Here is a 16,677-nt window from a genome sequence, read left to right on the forward strand (position 1 = left end):
AGCTTGAGTTAACGATACTTTTTGTACAAAAAACTATCAATAATGTGATCTAGTTTTATTAATTGGAATGAAATATTCCAATTTAAGATAAAAAATTGACGCGCAAAAATTCTACTACTAAGGTGAATGTGAATTTAAAAAAGAGACAATTCATTCCGAAAAATGAAATTTTAGTTCAACTCAAGGAGAAGGGAAGGATGAGCGAGCAAGAAAAACGCACGGTTGTTTCCGGCAATACAACGATGACACCATCAGAAGCGTTTGTTGAAACTATGGTCGCCAATGATGTTACTGACATGTTCGGCATCATGGGGTCAGCATTTATGGACGCAATGGACATCTTTGCTCCTGCTGGCATTCGATTAATTCCAGTGGTTCACGAGCAGGGCGCTGCTCATATGGCGGATGGTTACTCACGAGTATCTGGTCGTCATGGTGTGGTTATCGGACAAAACGGTCCGGGTATCAGTAACTGTGTTACTGCGATTGCAGCAGCTTATTGGGCACATAGTCCAGTGGTTATCGTCACGCCAGAAACCGGAACAAAAACAATGGGATTAGGTGGTTTCCAAGAGTGTAACCAGCTTCCTATGTTCCAAGAGTTCACTAAATATCAAGGTCATGTGACGCACCCAGACCGTATGGCGGAATACACGGGTCGTTGTTTTGACCGCGCGATGAGTGAGATGGGTCCAACGCAATTGAACATTCCGCGTGACTACTTTTATGGTGAGATTCAAACGGAAATTCCAAAACCTGCACGTTTAGATAGAGGGCCAGGTGGCGAAAAATCTCTGAATGAAGCTGCAGACCTTATTGCTGAAGCGAAGTTCCCAGTCATCATTTCTGGTGGTGGTGTGGTGATGGCAGATGCTGTCGAAGAATGTGCTGCATTAGCAGAAAGACTTGGTGCACCAGTTGTAAACAGCTACCTGCACAACGATTCCTTCCCAGCAAGTCACCCATTATGGTGTGGTCCTCTTGGATATCAAGGCTCAAAAGCAGCCATGAAGTTGATGGCGCAAGCAGACGTTGTTATTGCTCTTGGTACCCGTCTTGGTCCATTTGGTACTTTACCTCAGCATGGTATGGATTACTGGCCGAAGAACGCGAAGATCATCCAAATCGATGCCGACAACAAGATGCTTGGGTTGGTTAAGAAAATCTCCGTGGGCATCTGTGGCGATGCTAAAGCGGCAGCAGTTGCATTAACAGAGCGTCTGGAAGGTCGCGAACTGCTATGTGACGAAAATAAAGCGTCTCGCCAAGACACAGTCGCAACAGAAAAAGCACTCTGGGAGAAGGAATTGGATGAGTGGACGCACGAACGTGACCCATTCAGCCTAGATATGATTGAAGAAAACGCGCAAGAAACGCCGTTCTCTGGTGGTGAATATCTCCACCCTCGCCAAGTGCTTCGTGAGTTGGAAAAGGCGATGCCAGAAGATGTCATGGTCTCTACCGACATTGGTAACATCAACTCGGTTGCTAACAGCTATCTGCGTTTTGAAAAGCCACGTAGCTTCTTTGCAGCAATGAGTTTTGGTAACTGTGGTTACGCGTTCCCAACCATTATTGGTGCGAAGGCTGCTGCACCACATCGTCCCGCTATTTCTTATGCCGGTGACGGCGCGTGGGGGATGAGCCTGATGGAAACCATGACATGTGTTCGTCACAACATTCCAGTGACTGCAGTAGTATTCCACAACCGTCAGTGGGGCGCAGAGAAGAAAAACCAAGTGGATTTCTACAACCGCCGATTCGTTGCAGGCGAGTTAGATAACCAAAGTTTCGCGGAAATTGCACGTGCGATGGGCGCTGAAGGGATCACGGTTGATAAACTAGAAGATGTCGGCCCTACTCTTCAAAAAGCCATCGACATGCAGATGAACGAAGGCAAAACGACGGTTATTGAAATCATGTGTACACAAGAACTGGGCGACCCGTTCCGTCGTGATGCGCTATCAAAACCGGTTCGCTTCCTAGATAAATACAAAGACTACGTATAGGTCACGGGAAGACTGTCCGGCCAATGTTTGGCCGGACAATACGAACACACGGAAAGGTGAGCGCGATGATTTCGAAAACCATGAAAATGCCGAGAACGCTGTATGGAGAAGCGACGGGTATCGCACCTGGCTTATTACTCAGCATAGTAATAGCTGCGGCCGCGACGTTCGTCTCCGACCATTATGGTGGTCCCAAATTTCTTTATGCATTGTTGCTTGGTATTTCTCTGCATTTTCTTTCTGACCATGAAAAATGTGGTGCAGGTATCGAGTTTGCAGCTAAAAAATTGGTGCGCATAGGTGTTGCTTTATTAGGGGTACGCATTGCATACAGCGATGTCAGCACTATCGGATTAGATGGCGTTGGTATTCTTGCTGGTGCGGTGGTGTTGACCATCATGTTCAGCCTACTTTTTGCCAAGCTATTGAATGTTTCTGGCACATTTGGATTACTTGCAGGTGGCGCAACGGGAATCTGTGGTATTTCTGCGGCGATGGCCATTTCATCTACGATACCGCAAAACAAAGAGAATGAGCAGTACACGTTAATGACTGCAATTGGTGTGGCCGCGTTTTCAACGATTGCTATGGTGCTTTACCCATTAGTGGTGACCTCATTGCAACTATCACCAAGTGAAGCAGGCATGTTCTTAGGTGGTTCAATTCATGATGTCGCTCAGGTTGTTGGTGCAGGTTTTATGCTGTCGACAGAGATCGGTGACGCATCAACGTTGGCGAAAATGTTTCGAGTAGCCATGCTAATGCCAGTGATACTGATAATCGCGTTGTCATTTCGAGTGCAAAAACAAAGTGACGGACAGGAAAACCATATTAATGCGCCAATAATCCCTTTTTTCCTATTGGTGTTTATTGCTCTGATTGTTGTTAATAGCTTTAACCTTGTCCCTGATTCTGTCTCGGAAGGTATGTCAGAAATATCTAAGTGGTGCTTGGTTATTTCAATTGCAGCTTTAGGCGTAAAAACATCATTTGAGAAGCTTTTCTCATTAGGGTGGAAACCAATTATATTGCTTTTACTAAATGCAATGTTCATTGCCGGGTATATGTTGGCGGTAATTTACACCCAGAGAATTATTTAATTAGCTAATTCATATTTCGATAGCAAGAGTGTTCATTATGAATGATAAGCATTATATAAATACAATAGAAGAACTATATGAAGTGGTGAATTTATTTTCTGAATGCAATAATAATGACCCTTTGATATATCGAGTGGAAGAATGCTCAAAAGGCGGACTAATTCCAAGCTTGGGTAAAGTAAATAGTAATAATCTAAGGCGGGTAGAGCAAGAGCTTCTTTCAACTATGAAAGTTTACGGTGTACCGATGTTGGACTCTCGAGACATCAATGAATGGCTATTAATGTGTTTATCCAATCAGCAAGGGTTTCCAACGCGTTTACTTGAATGGACTGACAGTCTGTTTAACGTAATGTGGTCGGTTTGTAATAGCTCAACAGAGGACTGTGTAAATATCCTTAAGGTCCGGGACTGTCATAAGGTGAATTTTATAAAATCTCCCCATGACATTGAAAATACGAAAATATTTAAAGAGACCGACTGCGATTTTAGAACGACGAAAAACGATGAATGGTACTCAATTCATCCTTTTGAAAAGGAAAGAAATGGCAGCCTTCTTTCTCTTTATGATGATCAGCGGTATGTAACGGATTTGATATCTATTTACATATCGCCATCGGTAAAAAATAACTTATTAAAGGAGCTAATATCCATGAGTGCATTAAACAAAACTTCAATAACAGTTGAAGAAAAAATGACGAATATAGATTCCAAACATAATGTAGATAATAACGGTAAGACTAATAAGGGTGAAATAAATAACGACCTTGAAGTAATTGTTCATGATAGAAAACTGGAACAATATGGACGTAAGTATCATCAAGATTTTGATTTCGACTAGAAACAAATAAGCAGATAAAACAAACGAGCGTTTGAATTATCAGTGAGTGATAAATGCTTTTAAATCTAACGAGGTCAATAATTAAATTATAAAAAAAACTAAATCTGTGAGCTTAAAGTTTGTACATGCCATAACTCAAAGTTAGAGTTGGAGTTATGTTGCAAACTTGTTAACTTACTATAGTTCTAGTTTAAATACTCTAATAAAACGGCAGTCTAAAACTGCTTTGTATTAAACCAATAACGAAAACATAAAAGGACCCTGGAATATGAATATGCAAACCAATGCCGCGACATTAGTGCAGGAAAACCAAGTCGATACGACATTTTTACAGTCCTTTAGTGATGCGTGGAATAACCACGATATCGAAGCCTTAATGTCATTTATGACCGATGATTGTGTGTTCCACACTGTTGCAGGTGATGGCTTGCTAGGAAACACCATTGAAGGGTACGAAGCGGTTCGCAATAGTTTTGAGTTGGTATGGCAAAACTTTCCAGATGCAGCTTGGAGCGACCCTGTGCACTTTGTTTGCGGCGATAGAGCAGTAACAGAATCTACATTCTCCGCAACTAACCCAGATGGCACTGTTATCGAAGCTCGTATGGTGGACGTTTTCACGCTACGTGAAGGGAAGATCAGTGTTAAGAACGCCTTTAGAAAAACTCGACCAGTAATCACTCCCAATAAGTAAACGCGGCAACCATTTTTCGTTCACGTGTTATGACTAGGAGAGTCGAATTATGAGTTTAGTAATGGAACAACCAGCAGTAGATGCTGTAGAAGCTAAAGCGAAAAGTACCCAAGCCAAAGATAAATACGACCCGAAATATGATCCTCTAAAAGACAAAACGCCAGGTCACGGTAAAGAGTATGCGCCAACATACTGGGTTGATACGGCAGGTGCACCACCAGAAGATGATGGGCCAATAATGTCCGATATGGACGTTGATGTTGCCATTATTGGCTCTGGATTTACTGGGCTGAGTACGGCTATACACCTTGCCGAAATGTACGGTATTAAAGCAACCGTTATTGAGGCGAATCGCTTAAGTTGGGGCTGCAGTACTCGAAATGGTGGTCAGGCTCAATGTGCTTCAGGGAGGCTAAAGCGCTCTCAGTGGATTGAACGCTGGGGTCTAGAAACGGCTTTGAAAATGCACCGCGAATGCGTTGATGGTATGAACACATTCAAAGAGTTAATCAAAGATATCGACTGCGACCCACAGCCTGGTGGTCACCTCTATGTGGCGCACCGACCCAAAATGATGCCAGGTTTAGAGAAAGAAGCAAAACTGCTGCGTGACACCTTCAATTACGATGCGCAAATTTTGGACGCTGAGACAGTAAAACGCGATTACGTCGGCGATCAAGAAGCCGCAGGTGCAATGCACGAGCCAGAAGGCATCGGCATTCACGCAGGTAAACTAGCGTTTGGCTACTTGAGAAAAGCACGAGCATTGGGTGTGAAAGTTCACCCGTCAAGCCCTGTTATGGGATGGGAAACTCGCGGTGGCGTGCACTACCTTAAAACACCAGGTGGTGTGGTAAAGGCTCGTTCAGTTGGGGTTTGCACTGGTGGCTACACCAGTCAAGGTCTGCACTCTGAGCTAAAAAACCGTTTGTTGCCAGTGCTGTCCAATTCAATGGTTACGCGCCCTTTGACGCAACAGGAGATTGCCGCGTGTAATTTCAAAACCAATCAGGTGATTACCGATACGCGTGTTCTTCGTCATTACTATCGCTTACTACCAGACAATCGAGTTCAGATAGGAACTCGCAGTGCTATTACAGGTAAAAATGCGCCAGAGAAGAAATATGAAGATATGTTGCGCGCCGATCTCACGCGTAAATTCCCAGCCCTAGATCAGATCAAAATCGATTACTCATGGTGGGGATGGGTGGATGTAAGCCACGACATGATGCCAAGGATCTATCAGCCCAATCCATCGCAATCCATATTCTACGCCTTAGGTTACGGCGGTAATGGTGTGATGTATTCCGCACAAGCCGGCAAACGTCTGGCTCAATGGATTGGCGGAGAAGGACACAAACTGGATCTACCCATATTCGAATCAAAACTTCCGTTTCCAAACGTGAGGGAAGTGGTGGAGTCAGAGATGTTTGCACCATTTCGACGAGTAGGACAGCGATTCCTTTACCAGTGGTATTCGCTAAAGGATGAGGTGCTGTGACACTCAAAACATGTTTCCAAAATAGGGAAATAATGACGACCAGGAAAGTTGTACCAGGTCACCTTGTGAGCAAAGTACAGAGCGGATGTCTGTACGATATTAAAGGTTAAGACTATGAAACTTATTAAAAACAAAATCATTGCGGGCATGACAATTGCGGCGACGGCAGTGTTCTCATATACGGCTGCGGCTGCAAATTTCAAAATGGCTATTGGCGATGCCGCTGGTGGAACGCAATGGGAACTAGCTACTACGTTCTCCGAGCTAATGGAGAAAAAGACGGATGGCAAAGTTAAGATTGACCTATTCCCAAATGGACAATTGGGTAATGAACAAGACACCGTCAATGATGCGGCTATCGGTCTATTGGACTTCTCTGTTCTAGCTATAAACAACGTAACGCCCTTCTCACCAACGGTTGGCCTACTAACCATGCCATATGTAATTCAAAGTCCTGAAGAAGCTGTGCTATTGACACAAGGTCAGGTTGGTCAGGAACTGGTTGAAAACACCATTCGTGATGCAGGCGTTCGCATTGTAGGTTGGGCGTACTCAGGCTTTAGAGTCTTGACCAACTCGAAGAAACCAGTGGCTTCACCGGAAGATTTAAAAGGGTTGGTTATTCGTGTTCCTCGTAACGAAATCATGATCGCGTCTTATCAAGCATGGGGCGTAAACCCAACACCAATGGCGTGGTCTGAGACCTTTACAGGTCTGCAACAGGGCGTGGTAGATGGTCAAGATAACCCATACATCACAGTGTATGCGATGAAATTTAATGAGGTACAAAAGTATGTCACTAATATTCGCTACATCTTCTCTCTTGAGCCGTTGATTGTCAGTGAAACTGTATTCCAGCAACAGACTCCAGAGATGCAAAAAACCATTCTGGAAGCAGGCCAAGAGGCGACAGAGCACAGCTTTGCTTACCTAGAGCAAACTGAAAGCAAGATCCGTAAAGACCTTGAAGACAAAGGCATGGTGTTTACCGATCCAGCGAACGGCGAAAAAGAGTGGATCGAGAAAGTCACGACGTCTGTTTGGCCAAAATTCTACTCAAGCATCGGAGGTAAAGAGAAGCTAGACAACGTTCTTGAGCTACTGGGTAGACAATAACGATTAGTTACGCCCTATCTATTGGTGACCTGATAGATAGGGTTTTTGCATGGCTTTACTCGTTTATCTGTTCATACATATTGAGCGACTGGTTGTCATGTAAAAATCAACATTGGAGGTTATATGTCAGTCGCTAAAATAATTAGAAAACACCTAAACAACATTGAGGAGTACACCTGTTGTTTACTACTAGCGAGCTTTGTCTTACTGCTGTTCACGCAAATTTTATCTCGTCAGTTGTTTGACTATTCCATTCCTTGGGGTGATGAAGTCGCCACCTACATGTTTGTTTGGTTCGCTTATTTAGGTGCGGTGGTTGCCGCGAAAATGTCCGCTCATAACCGAGTAAGTTTCCACTTCAAGTTCTTTCCACCCATTGTTCAGACCATCAGTGAAACCATCGCAGATTTCTTATGGCTGCTGTTCAACGGTTACTTTGTTTACCTCAGTTACGACTTTGTTTTCAACAAAATGAATCTATTTTGGAAATCGCAAACGACTGGCATTCCAATGAAGTACTTCTACATGATTTTGCCGATAGCCTTTTCCCTAATGATGGTTCGAATCATTTGGAACAATTATGAGCGTTTATTCAAAGGGGCTCAAAATGAAGACCCCGAAGTAAAAGAGCTTCGCAAAATGACCGCTCAAAAGTCACTGCCATAGTCGTAACAGAGAGATGTAATTATGGAATCCTATTTAACTCTAATCTTATTTGGTGGCTTTTTAACGCTGTTAATCCTTGGCGCGCCAATTACCGTATCGCTCGCAGGTGCCTCCATGGCCGCGTATTTGATATTGGATAAAAACCCGATTGCACTTGTGCAAATTGCGTTTACCTCAGTGGGTAACTTCCCGTTGATGGCATTGCCATCGTTTGTACTGGCTGGTGCTTTGATGGAAGCTGCCGGTATCTCCAAACGCTTGGTAGACATTGCCGAAAGCTTAGCGGGGCCTGTAACCGGCGGCCTCGGAGCGGCAACCGTTATGGCGTGTCTATTCTTTGGTGCCATCTCTGGCTCTGGACCCGCAACCACTGCAGCAGTAGGTATGTTAATGGTACCGGCTATGGTGAAGCGTGATTATGAAAAAAGTTATGCTTCCGCGGTTACCGCGGCCTCCGGCGGACTTGGGATCATTATTCCACCGTCGATTCCGTTGGTCATCTTCGGTATCTCTGCAATGGGTTTGATGGCGCCGCCTGAGGCTATTGCTCAGCACGGCCAGTTTGCCTCGCTGTCGATTCCTAAACTGTTTGTCGCGGGCGTTATTCCTGGTTTGATCATGGCATCAACTTTGGTGTTCACCAATTACATGATTGCCAAAAAACAAGGCTATCAAGGGCTGACTGAAAACTGGTCTTTTGGTGAGATTCGACACTCATTGCGTCGGGGACTTTGGTCAATATTAGCGCCATTTTTGATTCTCGGTGGTATCTATAGCGGTATGTTTACTCCAACAGAGTCTGCGGTGGTTGCTATTTTCTACTCGCTATTTGTTGGTTTATTTATTCACCGCGAACTGTCATTCAAAAATATCCTTAAGTCCCTGTCGACGACAACATGGATTACTGGGCGCGTCCTATTGATCTTATTCGCGGCAACCGTGTTTGGTCGCTTACTGATTGAGCAAAAGATTCCAGTAGTGGTCGCCGAGTCATTGCTTGGCTTTACCGACAATATGTATCTCGTTTGGGCATTAACTATCATTTTATTGCTGTTTATCGGCATGTTTATGGAAACGTTAGCGGCAATCATGATTATCGTGCCTGTTCTGCTACCTATTATGTACATGCTTGGCGCTGATCCAACTCACGTAGGTATTGTTGTGGTATGTACGTTATCGATAGGGTTTGCGACGCCACCTCTCGGGGAGAATATTTTTGTCGCCTCAGGGATAGGGGGAGCCACGGTGGAACAGATTACCGCGAAGATCCACCCATTTGTGCTGGCTTCGGTAATTGGCGTGTTTGTTATTGCCTTCTTCCCACAAATTACGCTATGGCTTCCGTCATTAGTCGGCTATTAGGAGAGATATCCATGAACGTATTGAAACTGATGGTGATAGGCTGTGCCTTGTCCGGCATGTTAACGAGTTTTGTTGTAAGAGCTGAAAGCAGCACTGCCGTCAATGTCTTGGATATTACTGAGCCTCATGTCGCCAGTGACGCAGAAAAGCGTGCCAAAACCTTGTTGGCGAAAGCGGTGATACATGTACAAACCGAAGGGGATGAGAGTGTTAAAGATTTCATGAGTGACCCCGAATACATTGATGGAGAGCTCTATGTCTTTGCCTTAGGTATTGATGGCGAATTTCTCGCCAGTGGAGGTTCGTCCATGGTGTTGGTTGGTGACAGTGTGCTCGATACTCAAGATGTTTACGGTAAGCCGTTTTTCCGAGAGATGATCACGAAAGCGGTACATGATGGTTACGGTGAAGTGAAGTACAACTGGGCTAATCCTACCGACCGTATGGGGGAACCTAAAACTACGTTCTTTGAACGTGTAGGTGATGTAATAGTTGCTGTGGGCTATTACCCCGAGCGTTCCAGTGCAGCTGAGGCGAAACGATTACTGGCTAGGGCAATGAAAGCCATGGTGGAATCTGAGCAGAAAAGTATCGATGAGTTTAACGACACCGACGGTAGTTTCGTGGAGGGGGATTTATACGTATTTGTGATGGATATGAATTCGGGTAAGTTTCTTGCTCATGGTGCGTCTCCTGAATTAGTGGGCCGCTCACATGATGAGATCCTAAGCCCAGATAACAAACCTATTCTCACCGAATTACTGACTCTAGCTAAGGAAAATGGACGCGGCGTTTATACCTATAAATGGTTGAACCCTCAGTCGAACAAAGTTGAAACCAAACATACATACTACGGTGTGATCGACAATAAACTTGTCGCTGTGGGCTATTATGTGAAGTCAGAAAGCTCTTAACCATATGATTTACTAGAGCAATCAAAAGCCAGTGGTTCTCACTGGCTTTTTACTATTCATCATATATCTACCAGCTCGTACCCTGAAAACCCATTCTGTCCCCAATACTTGTTATTCGATTTTGCGTTAAGGACTAAAGCCTGAATGGTTTCCACGCGACAGCCTAGCTGTTGTGCTAATTCAAAGACACTGCCCCGAATCACCTCAGAAGTAGAAGTGTTAATTAAGCAATGTTCTTGCTGGTAATGGTTTGATTGTAAATCCATACATGCTCTCCTCTACGTTTGTGGTTCTGGGTGTGAGATCTGACGTTACAAGCATTGGATCTCGCATGAGAAACTGTACAATTAACATACTATTAAATCATAAAAAAATGAAACAAAATATTCCATTAAATTAAATATTGGCTTAGTTTGAGTGTGTTGATACGGTGTAGATTAAACTGTATCAGTAAGGACTTCATGAAAAAGCCCGAGTGTATGAACTATACGCTCGGGCTTTGTTTGTTGGCTGGCTTACTAATATCCCATCAACTGCAAGAGATTCTCAGCGGTGCTGATTGCTTCCTTACGATTTGCGATATTGAGCTTCTGATACAAATTACGGATATGTGTTTTAATTGTTGTACCTGCGACGTCCAGCTCTTGAGCAATCTGCTCGTTACTGAACCCGGAATATATCAAACCAAGAACCTGCCATTCTCTTTGTGTTAGAGGGCTAGTGCGTACTAACTCAGGGATATTCGGGTGGTTGATTAACTTTTCCACAAACTCTTCGTTAAAGTGGACGGAACGGCTACGCTGCGTGGTATTAATGTCTTTCATCAATAGTTGTGCGCGATGACGCTCCAAATCACCTAATTCAGACTTAGAGACCAGTTTCTCAAGCAGATGGCCGATGGTTGCACCGTCGACTAAGAAATTACCAATCATGCCAGTTTGGTTCGTTAAGACTAACGCTTCTTTTAGCAGAGCTTTGGCGGTCTCTTCATCCTGGTTTTGCACATTGAGTACCGCTTCCACAATCAGGTTGCGGTTGCGATCGGTCACTAACTGGTGGGCTTCTGCCTTGTCATTTAGATAGTTTAGAGTTTGCTGAGCATGCTCGAACTGGCCTAAGTTGATTTGGGCACGAGCGATGTTTCGCCACTGAAGCTGCTCGAAGTGGTTACAAGCGTTGTCTGGTCGAATCGCAGTTTCTAGCCATTGTTCGATGGAGTCCACGTCACCGCGTGCTTGCCAGTAGAGGAGCAGCGATAATGAGGCGTTTGCGGTCCAATCAACATGGTAAGTTGACTGTTTCATCAGATGTTGGATCTGCTCAATGAACTTAGCGGCTTTATCGAGCTCCCCGCGACCAATTGCGATGCGTGCAATCATCGAGTAGCTATGAAGGTGCTTGCTCGGTGAATGGTTGCCAAGTACATCAAGTCCTTTATAAGCACACTCTTCAGCTTCATCCAATCGGTTCCAGCACCATAATACTTGCGCACGAACACGCAGCAAGAACTCATGCAATGGGACTTGATGTAGCTGCTGTTCTTCGATGAGTTTCAGTGCGCTATCCTGAATTTCGAACGCGGCTTGTACGTAGCCTTGTGCAATCAGAATTTCACTCTGCTGAAGCTGGGCCCAAAGTGCTTGGTGATAGACATGATACTGACGCGCGAGCTTTTCAGTCTGCTGCATCATCGACAAAGCACGGCTAAGCTGACCGATGACGTGATTCACTTCACCCACCACCGAAGTTGCCACGATACGGCTGCGATAAACAGAATGGTCGAGTTCACTCAATGCTTGCTCGGCAAGTTCAAGCGCTTTTTCTGGTGAGTTTTGGTTAATGGCAACTTGAGCTAGCAGCGCGTGGAATTCACCTTCTTGCTTCTTCGAGCGCTCAACGTTGCGCGTTTCCATTTCTTTGTCGGCTTTAGCAATCAGCTCGCCAACATCGTTGTAGCGGTGCTGACTTTGCGCCAACCACGCCTGCAACATACACAGCTTTGGCTGGCTATATAATTGGTCTTGGGTCAGGACCGCAATGGCTCCTTCCAGAGTCGCAAGCTCACCTTGGTTGAACATTTTCCAGCCAAACTCGCTTAAGATTTTTGCAACCAACCCACTGTTATTGGCCAGTTGAGCATGACGCAGTGCTTGGTGCGGCACTTTTTGCTCTAGCCAAGCTTCGGCTGCTGCCAAATGAAGTTCGTGTTCCTGCTGAGGAATACGCGCTTTGCGCTCATGGGATAAGAACTCGGCAAACAGATTGTGGAATCTAAACCAGTTATTTTCTCCCTCAAGCGGATAGATAAATAGGCCAAATCGGTTAAGAGATTCAATCATGCTTAGCGCATCGTCGCGCTTGGTTAGGGCGATAACCAGACTGTCATTGAAGTGATCGAGTACTGAACACTGCATCAAGAACTTGCGGGTATCTTTGTCTAACAGGTCAAACACTTCCTCAACCAAATAGTCCCAAAGGTGTGCATGGTTGAATTGAGAAATAGTCTCGACCGATTGGGCAAGAGTACGTTTTTGGTGCTGTGCTTGTAGTGCAAATAACTGCAATGCAGATGGCCAGCCTTCAACGTAAGTACGCAATGAATCGGCGGTCTCATTATCGATATCGCTAGCGAGTCGTTGGCTAAAGAAACGCGTGGTCTCTTCGGTATCAAAAGCGAGTAGCTCGTTGCCAATCTCGATCATTAAGTCACGCACACGGAGGTTTGCTGTGCCTAAAGGAGGGTTGCCTCGACTGGTAACCACGAGAGTAACATTATCTGGCATGTGCTTAAGGAAAAAGCGCATCGCTTCGTGAATCTCTTCGTCAGTGATTAAATGGTAGTCATCAAGGACGATATAGCACTCGTTATGATAGCTCGTCAGTTCTGCAAACACTTCACTAAACAGGGAGTGGAGTGAAGAGAATTGACGACGCTCTGCCAAGGTTTGTGCATTTGGACAGGTGTTATTCGTGGCTTTGTTGATGGCCTGCAATAGGTAGTTGACGAAGCGGAACGGGTCGTTGTCACTTTCATCGATGCTGTACCAGCCAACGTTTGGTTTATCTGATAGCCATTGAGCTGCCATCGTTGTTTTGCCGTAACCGGCGGGCGAGCGAAAAAGTACAAGCTTATAAAATGGAGCCTGTGCTAGCAGGTCCAATACTCGTGGGCGCACAATCGCGTTATGTAAGCGTCCAGGTCGAGTTAGTTTTGAAGGAATCCACATAGATATTTCCTACCAATTTATTATGTTCTACTCCGTCGGGGAGTAGGGAGCGAGTCACCAAAGCTTTTTATTGCACGTTCGATGGTATGAGAGAGTGAGCTCTACATTTATTGATCGAGGGCTATATTTTGATTTTTAAGCTTTTTTCACAGCTACTACGCCTTATAAATGTGATTGATGTCACTTTTACTGCTTGGTGTGGAGTGTGAATGGCCTGTCATGTATACAAAAAAACCTTGTGATTTGCGGCTTTTTTCGAGGCTAATTGTGATCTGAACAGCAGAATTTGTATTTAGTCCGATAAGGGATAGCAAATGTTTCTTAATTAACGCTTAGAGTGAAATGTGAGCTTGGCGTGATCGTTATCACCAGAAAAAACAGAATGGTTAACCGGAATGGGAGATCGATCACTAAGTGGAGGGGAGTACGCCCTCTACGCCCTCCTCACTCATCCTCCATGGAGTCGGAACTAGGAGGATGTTTATGGAAACGTCACCATGCACGATATGGGACAGATGGATAAAAACTTAAAGTGAGATTTCTTAATGAAACCTACTCAGCAAAAACAATTTGATAAAGCTTCTTTCCAAGAAAGTGTTAAAAAGCACCTGTCTGCTACTTACGCAACGACTGTCGAGGCTGCTTCTGAGCGCCAATGGTATCTAGCAATGGGTCGAGCGTTAGCGGAATTAACTACGTTTGACCTTCTTGCCACTGAAGCGGACGAGCGCATCAAAAAAGCAAAAAGTGTTAACTACCTATCTCTTGAGTTCTTGATTGGTCGTTTGACAGGTAACAACCTGATCAGCATGGGCTTGTATGAGCAAATCACTGAAGCAATGGCTGAGCTAGGTCATAATCTTACCGACCTTCTTGAAGAAGAGCGCGACCCATCACTTGGTAACGGTGGTCTTGGTCGTCTAGCGGCGTGTTTCATGGATTCATGTGCTGCTCAAGAATACCCAACGGTAGGCTACGGTCTGCACTATGAATACGGCCTATTTAAGCAGTCATTCAAAGATGGCCGTCAACAAGAAGCACCAGACGCATGGCGCGGTGTAGAAGGTTATCCATGGGAAGTGGCGCGTCCAGAACTTGCGCAAGAAATTGGCTTTTACGGTCACGTTGAAGTTGTCAACGAGAACGGTAAAGAAGTTCGTAAATGGGTTCCTGGCATGACAGTAAAAGCGATGCCTTGGGATCTACCTATCGTAGGTTACGAGTCAGACACTGTGTACCCATTACGCCTTTGGGAATGCCAAGCCATTGCACCATTCTCATTGGCAAGCTTCAACAATGGTGATTACTTCGAAGCACAGCACGCGCTAATTGACGCGGGTAACATCACTAAGGTTCTATACCCGAACGACAACCATGAAAAAGGTAAGACTCTGCGTCTAATGCAGCAGTACTTCCACTCAGCAGCGTCAGTGCGCGATATCCTGCGTCGTCATGAAGCAGCGGGTTACACGCTAGCGTCTCTACCTAAGCAAGAAACTATTCAGCTTAACGATACGCACCCAACGATCGCAATTCCTGAACTAATGCGCATCCTCCTTGATGAAAAAGGCATGAGTTGGGATGACGCGTGGGCGATTTCTTCTAAGACATTCGCATACACAAACCACACACTACTTCCAGAAGCTCTAGAGACATGGCCTGAGTCCTTAATCCAGCGTCTACTTCCGCGTCACATGGAAATCATCTTTGAAATCAACCACCGCTTCTTGCAAGAGGTACGTGCAATGTGGCCTGGTGATGGTGAGAAGCAAGCGAAACTGTCTATCATCCAAGAAGGCTTCCATCGTATGGTTCGTATGGCGAACCTATGTGTTATTGGTTCATACGCGGTTAACGGTGTAGCTGCACTTCACTCTCAATTGGTTAAGAAAGACCTATTCCCAGAGTTCGATGCAATGTACCCAACGCGTCTGCATAACGTGACTAATGGTATTACGCCTCGTCGTTGGTTGAAGTTCTGTAACCCTGGTCTATCTGCTCTGATTACTGACAAGATCGGCGACGAGTGGCCTGCGAAACTGGAACAGCTTGAAGGCATCGCTAAGTTTGCTGATGACGCTAAATTCCAGAAGGAATATATGGCTGTTAAGAAGCAAAACAAACAGCGCCTTGCGGATTGGGTTTCTGAGAACATGGGTATCGAGCTAGATACTAACGCTATCTTTGATGTTCAAATTAAACGTTTACACGAGTACAAGCGTCAGCACCTTGACCTTCTACACGTACTAGCGCTTTACCACCGCCTACTGAAAGATCCTTCTTTCGACATGGTTCCACGCGTTGTGTTCTTCGCAGCGAAAGCAGCGCCAGGTTACCACCTAGCGAAAGAAATCATCTTTGCAATCAACAAGATTGCTGAGAAAGTGAATAATGACCCACGTATTGGCGGTAAGCTGAAAGTGGTATTCATCCCTGATTACCGAGTAAGCATGGCTGAGATCATCATCCCAGCAGCAGATGTGTCTCAACAAATCTCTATGGCAGGCAAAGAGGCATCGGGTACAGGTAACATGAAGATGGCTCTAAACGGTGCTCTAACTATCGGTACGATGGATGGTGCGAACGTTGAGATTCGTGAAGAAGTAGGCGACGAAAATATCTACATCTTCGGCCTAGATGTTGACGGTGTTAAAGAAGTGAAGGCGGCGGGCTATAACCCTTACGACTACTACAACGCGGATCCTCTACTAAAAGCATCTCTAGACCTACTTCTAGGTGATGAGTTTACTCCAGGTCAACCAGGTCTACTGCGTGCTACCTACGATAGCCTACTAGATGGCGGTGACCCTTACCTATGTCTTGCTGATTTTGCTTCTTATGTTGAAGCACACGAAGCGATGGACGCGCAATACCGTGACCAAGCAGGTTGGGCTAAGAAAGCGATTCTGAACACTGCTCTAGTTGGTAAGTTCAGCTCTGACCGAAGCATCAGAGACTACGTGAATAACATTTGGAAACTAGAAGCAGTTTCTCGTTAATCACGATGACCAAGGTGCTCAGAGAGTGCCTTGGTCGCTTTAATTGCTTCATCTCTGTTTTAGCGTCATCCCTGCGCGGGCAGGGATCTTCTAACAGCGATAATGAATACTTTGAGTAGATTTCTGCCTGCGTAAATGCGCGATGAGCAGGAATGACGTAAATAGACTGTCGAGCGGCATAATAAGCTCGAATCAAAAATTACACTAACCCTACCGTTTTGAAGGTTAAAGAAGTCCTTCGGAGAGAG

General features: G+C 45.1%; 12 protein-coding genes. 10 read left to right on the top strand and 2 right to left on the bottom strand.

The window, feature by feature from the left end; genetic code table 11:
* Window positions 1–197 precede the first annotated feature (197 nt).
* The 9 genes from xsc (at window position 198) to L2W36_RS02675 (ending at window position 10,203) form a co-directional block, all read left to right on the top strand.
* Window positions 198–2,009, top strand: a complete 1,812-nt coding sequence (xsc, locus tag L2W36_RS02635; RefSeq protein WP_006069821.1) for a sulfoacetaldehyde acetyltransferase — start codon at window positions 198–200, stop codon at window positions 2,007–2,009.
* A 65-nt stretch (window positions 2,010–2,074) separates the two neighbouring features.
* Window positions 2,075–3,109 carry a YeiH family protein gene (locus tag L2W36_RS02640; protein ID WP_236109258.1) on the top strand — a complete coding sequence of 345 codons (1,035 nt, stop codon included), beginning with the start codon at window positions 2,075–2,077 and terminating at the stop codon, window positions 3,107–3,109.
* Between the two features lie 28 nt (window positions 3,110–3,137).
* Window positions 3,138–3,950 (top strand): FRG domain-containing protein, encoded by an 813-nt coding sequence (locus L2W36_RS02645; RefSeq protein ID WP_236109259.1) that lies wholly within the window; start codon window positions 3,138–3,140, stop codon window positions 3,948–3,950.
* A 268-nt stretch (window positions 3,951–4,218) separates the two neighbouring features.
* Window positions 4,219–4,644, top strand: a complete 426-nt coding sequence (locus L2W36_RS02650) for a nuclear transport factor 2 family protein (RefSeq protein ID WP_006069824.1) — start codon at window positions 4,219–4,221, stop codon at window positions 4,642–4,644.
* A gap of 49 nt (window positions 4,645–4,693) precedes the next feature.
* The gene (locus L2W36_RS02655; RefSeq protein WP_006069825.1) at window positions 4,694–6,145 is read left to right on the top strand and encodes an NAD(P)/FAD-dependent oxidoreductase; all 1,452 of its coding nucleotides are present in this window, start codon (window positions 4,694–4,696) and stop codon (window positions 6,143–6,145) included.
* 114 nt (window positions 6,146–6,259) lie between these two features.
* The gene (locus L2W36_RS02660; protein WP_006069826.1) at window positions 6,260–7,261 is read left to right on the top strand and encodes a TRAP transporter substrate-binding protein; all 1,002 of its coding nucleotides are present in this window, start codon (window positions 6,260–6,262) and stop codon (window positions 7,259–7,261) included.
* A 123-nt stretch (window positions 7,262–7,384) separates the two neighbouring features.
* Window positions 7,385–7,927, top strand: a complete 543-nt coding sequence (locus L2W36_RS02665) for a TRAP transporter small permease (protein ID WP_006069827.1) — start codon at window positions 7,385–7,387, stop codon at window positions 7,925–7,927.
* A 21-nt stretch (window positions 7,928–7,948) separates the two neighbouring features.
* Window positions 7,949–9,289: a TRAP transporter large permease gene (locus tag L2W36_RS02670; protein ID WP_006069828.1), complete on the top strand. Its 1,341-nt coding sequence runs from the start codon at window positions 7,949–7,951 to the stop codon at window positions 9,287–9,289.
* Between the two features lie 11 nt (window positions 9,290–9,300).
* Window positions 9,301–10,203: a cache domain-containing protein gene (locus L2W36_RS02675; RefSeq protein WP_236109260.1), complete on the top strand. Its 903-nt coding sequence runs from the start codon at window positions 9,301–9,303 to the stop codon at window positions 10,201–10,203.
* 59 nt (window positions 10,204–10,262) lie between these two features.
* Here the strand turns inward: L2W36_RS02675 and L2W36_RS02680 are convergent, their stop codons facing one another.
* Together L2W36_RS02680 and malT are read right to left on the bottom strand one after the other, a co-directional pair.
* Window positions 10,263–10,469 carry a hypothetical protein gene (locus L2W36_RS02680; RefSeq protein WP_006069830.1) on the bottom strand — a complete coding sequence of 69 codons (207 nt, stop codon included), beginning with the start codon at window positions 10,467–10,469 and terminating at the stop codon, window positions 10,263–10,265.
* 252 nt (window positions 10,470–10,721) lie between these two features.
* On the bottom strand, window positions 10,722–13,430 hold the full coding sequence (gene malT / locus L2W36_RS02685; RefSeq protein ID WP_236109261.1) for an HTH-type transcriptional regulator MalT: 2,709 nt from the start codon (window positions 13,428–13,430) through the stop codon (window positions 10,722–10,724).
* Between the two features lie 545 nt (window positions 13,431–13,975).
* Between malT and L2W36_RS02690 the strand changes: the two genes are divergently transcribed.
* Window positions 13,976–16,429 (top strand): glycogen/starch/alpha-glucan phosphorylase, encoded by a 2,454-nt coding sequence (locus L2W36_RS02690; protein ID WP_006069832.1) that lies wholly within the window; start codon window positions 13,976–13,978, stop codon window positions 16,427–16,429.
* The last annotated feature ends 248 nt before the right edge of the window (window positions 16,430–16,677 follow it).

The organism is Vibrio sp. McD22-P3 (assembly GCF_021568915.1).
GTDB classification, from domain to species: Bacteria; Pseudomonadota; Gammaproteobacteria; order Enterobacterales; family Vibrionaceae; genus Vibrio; species Vibrio mediterranei.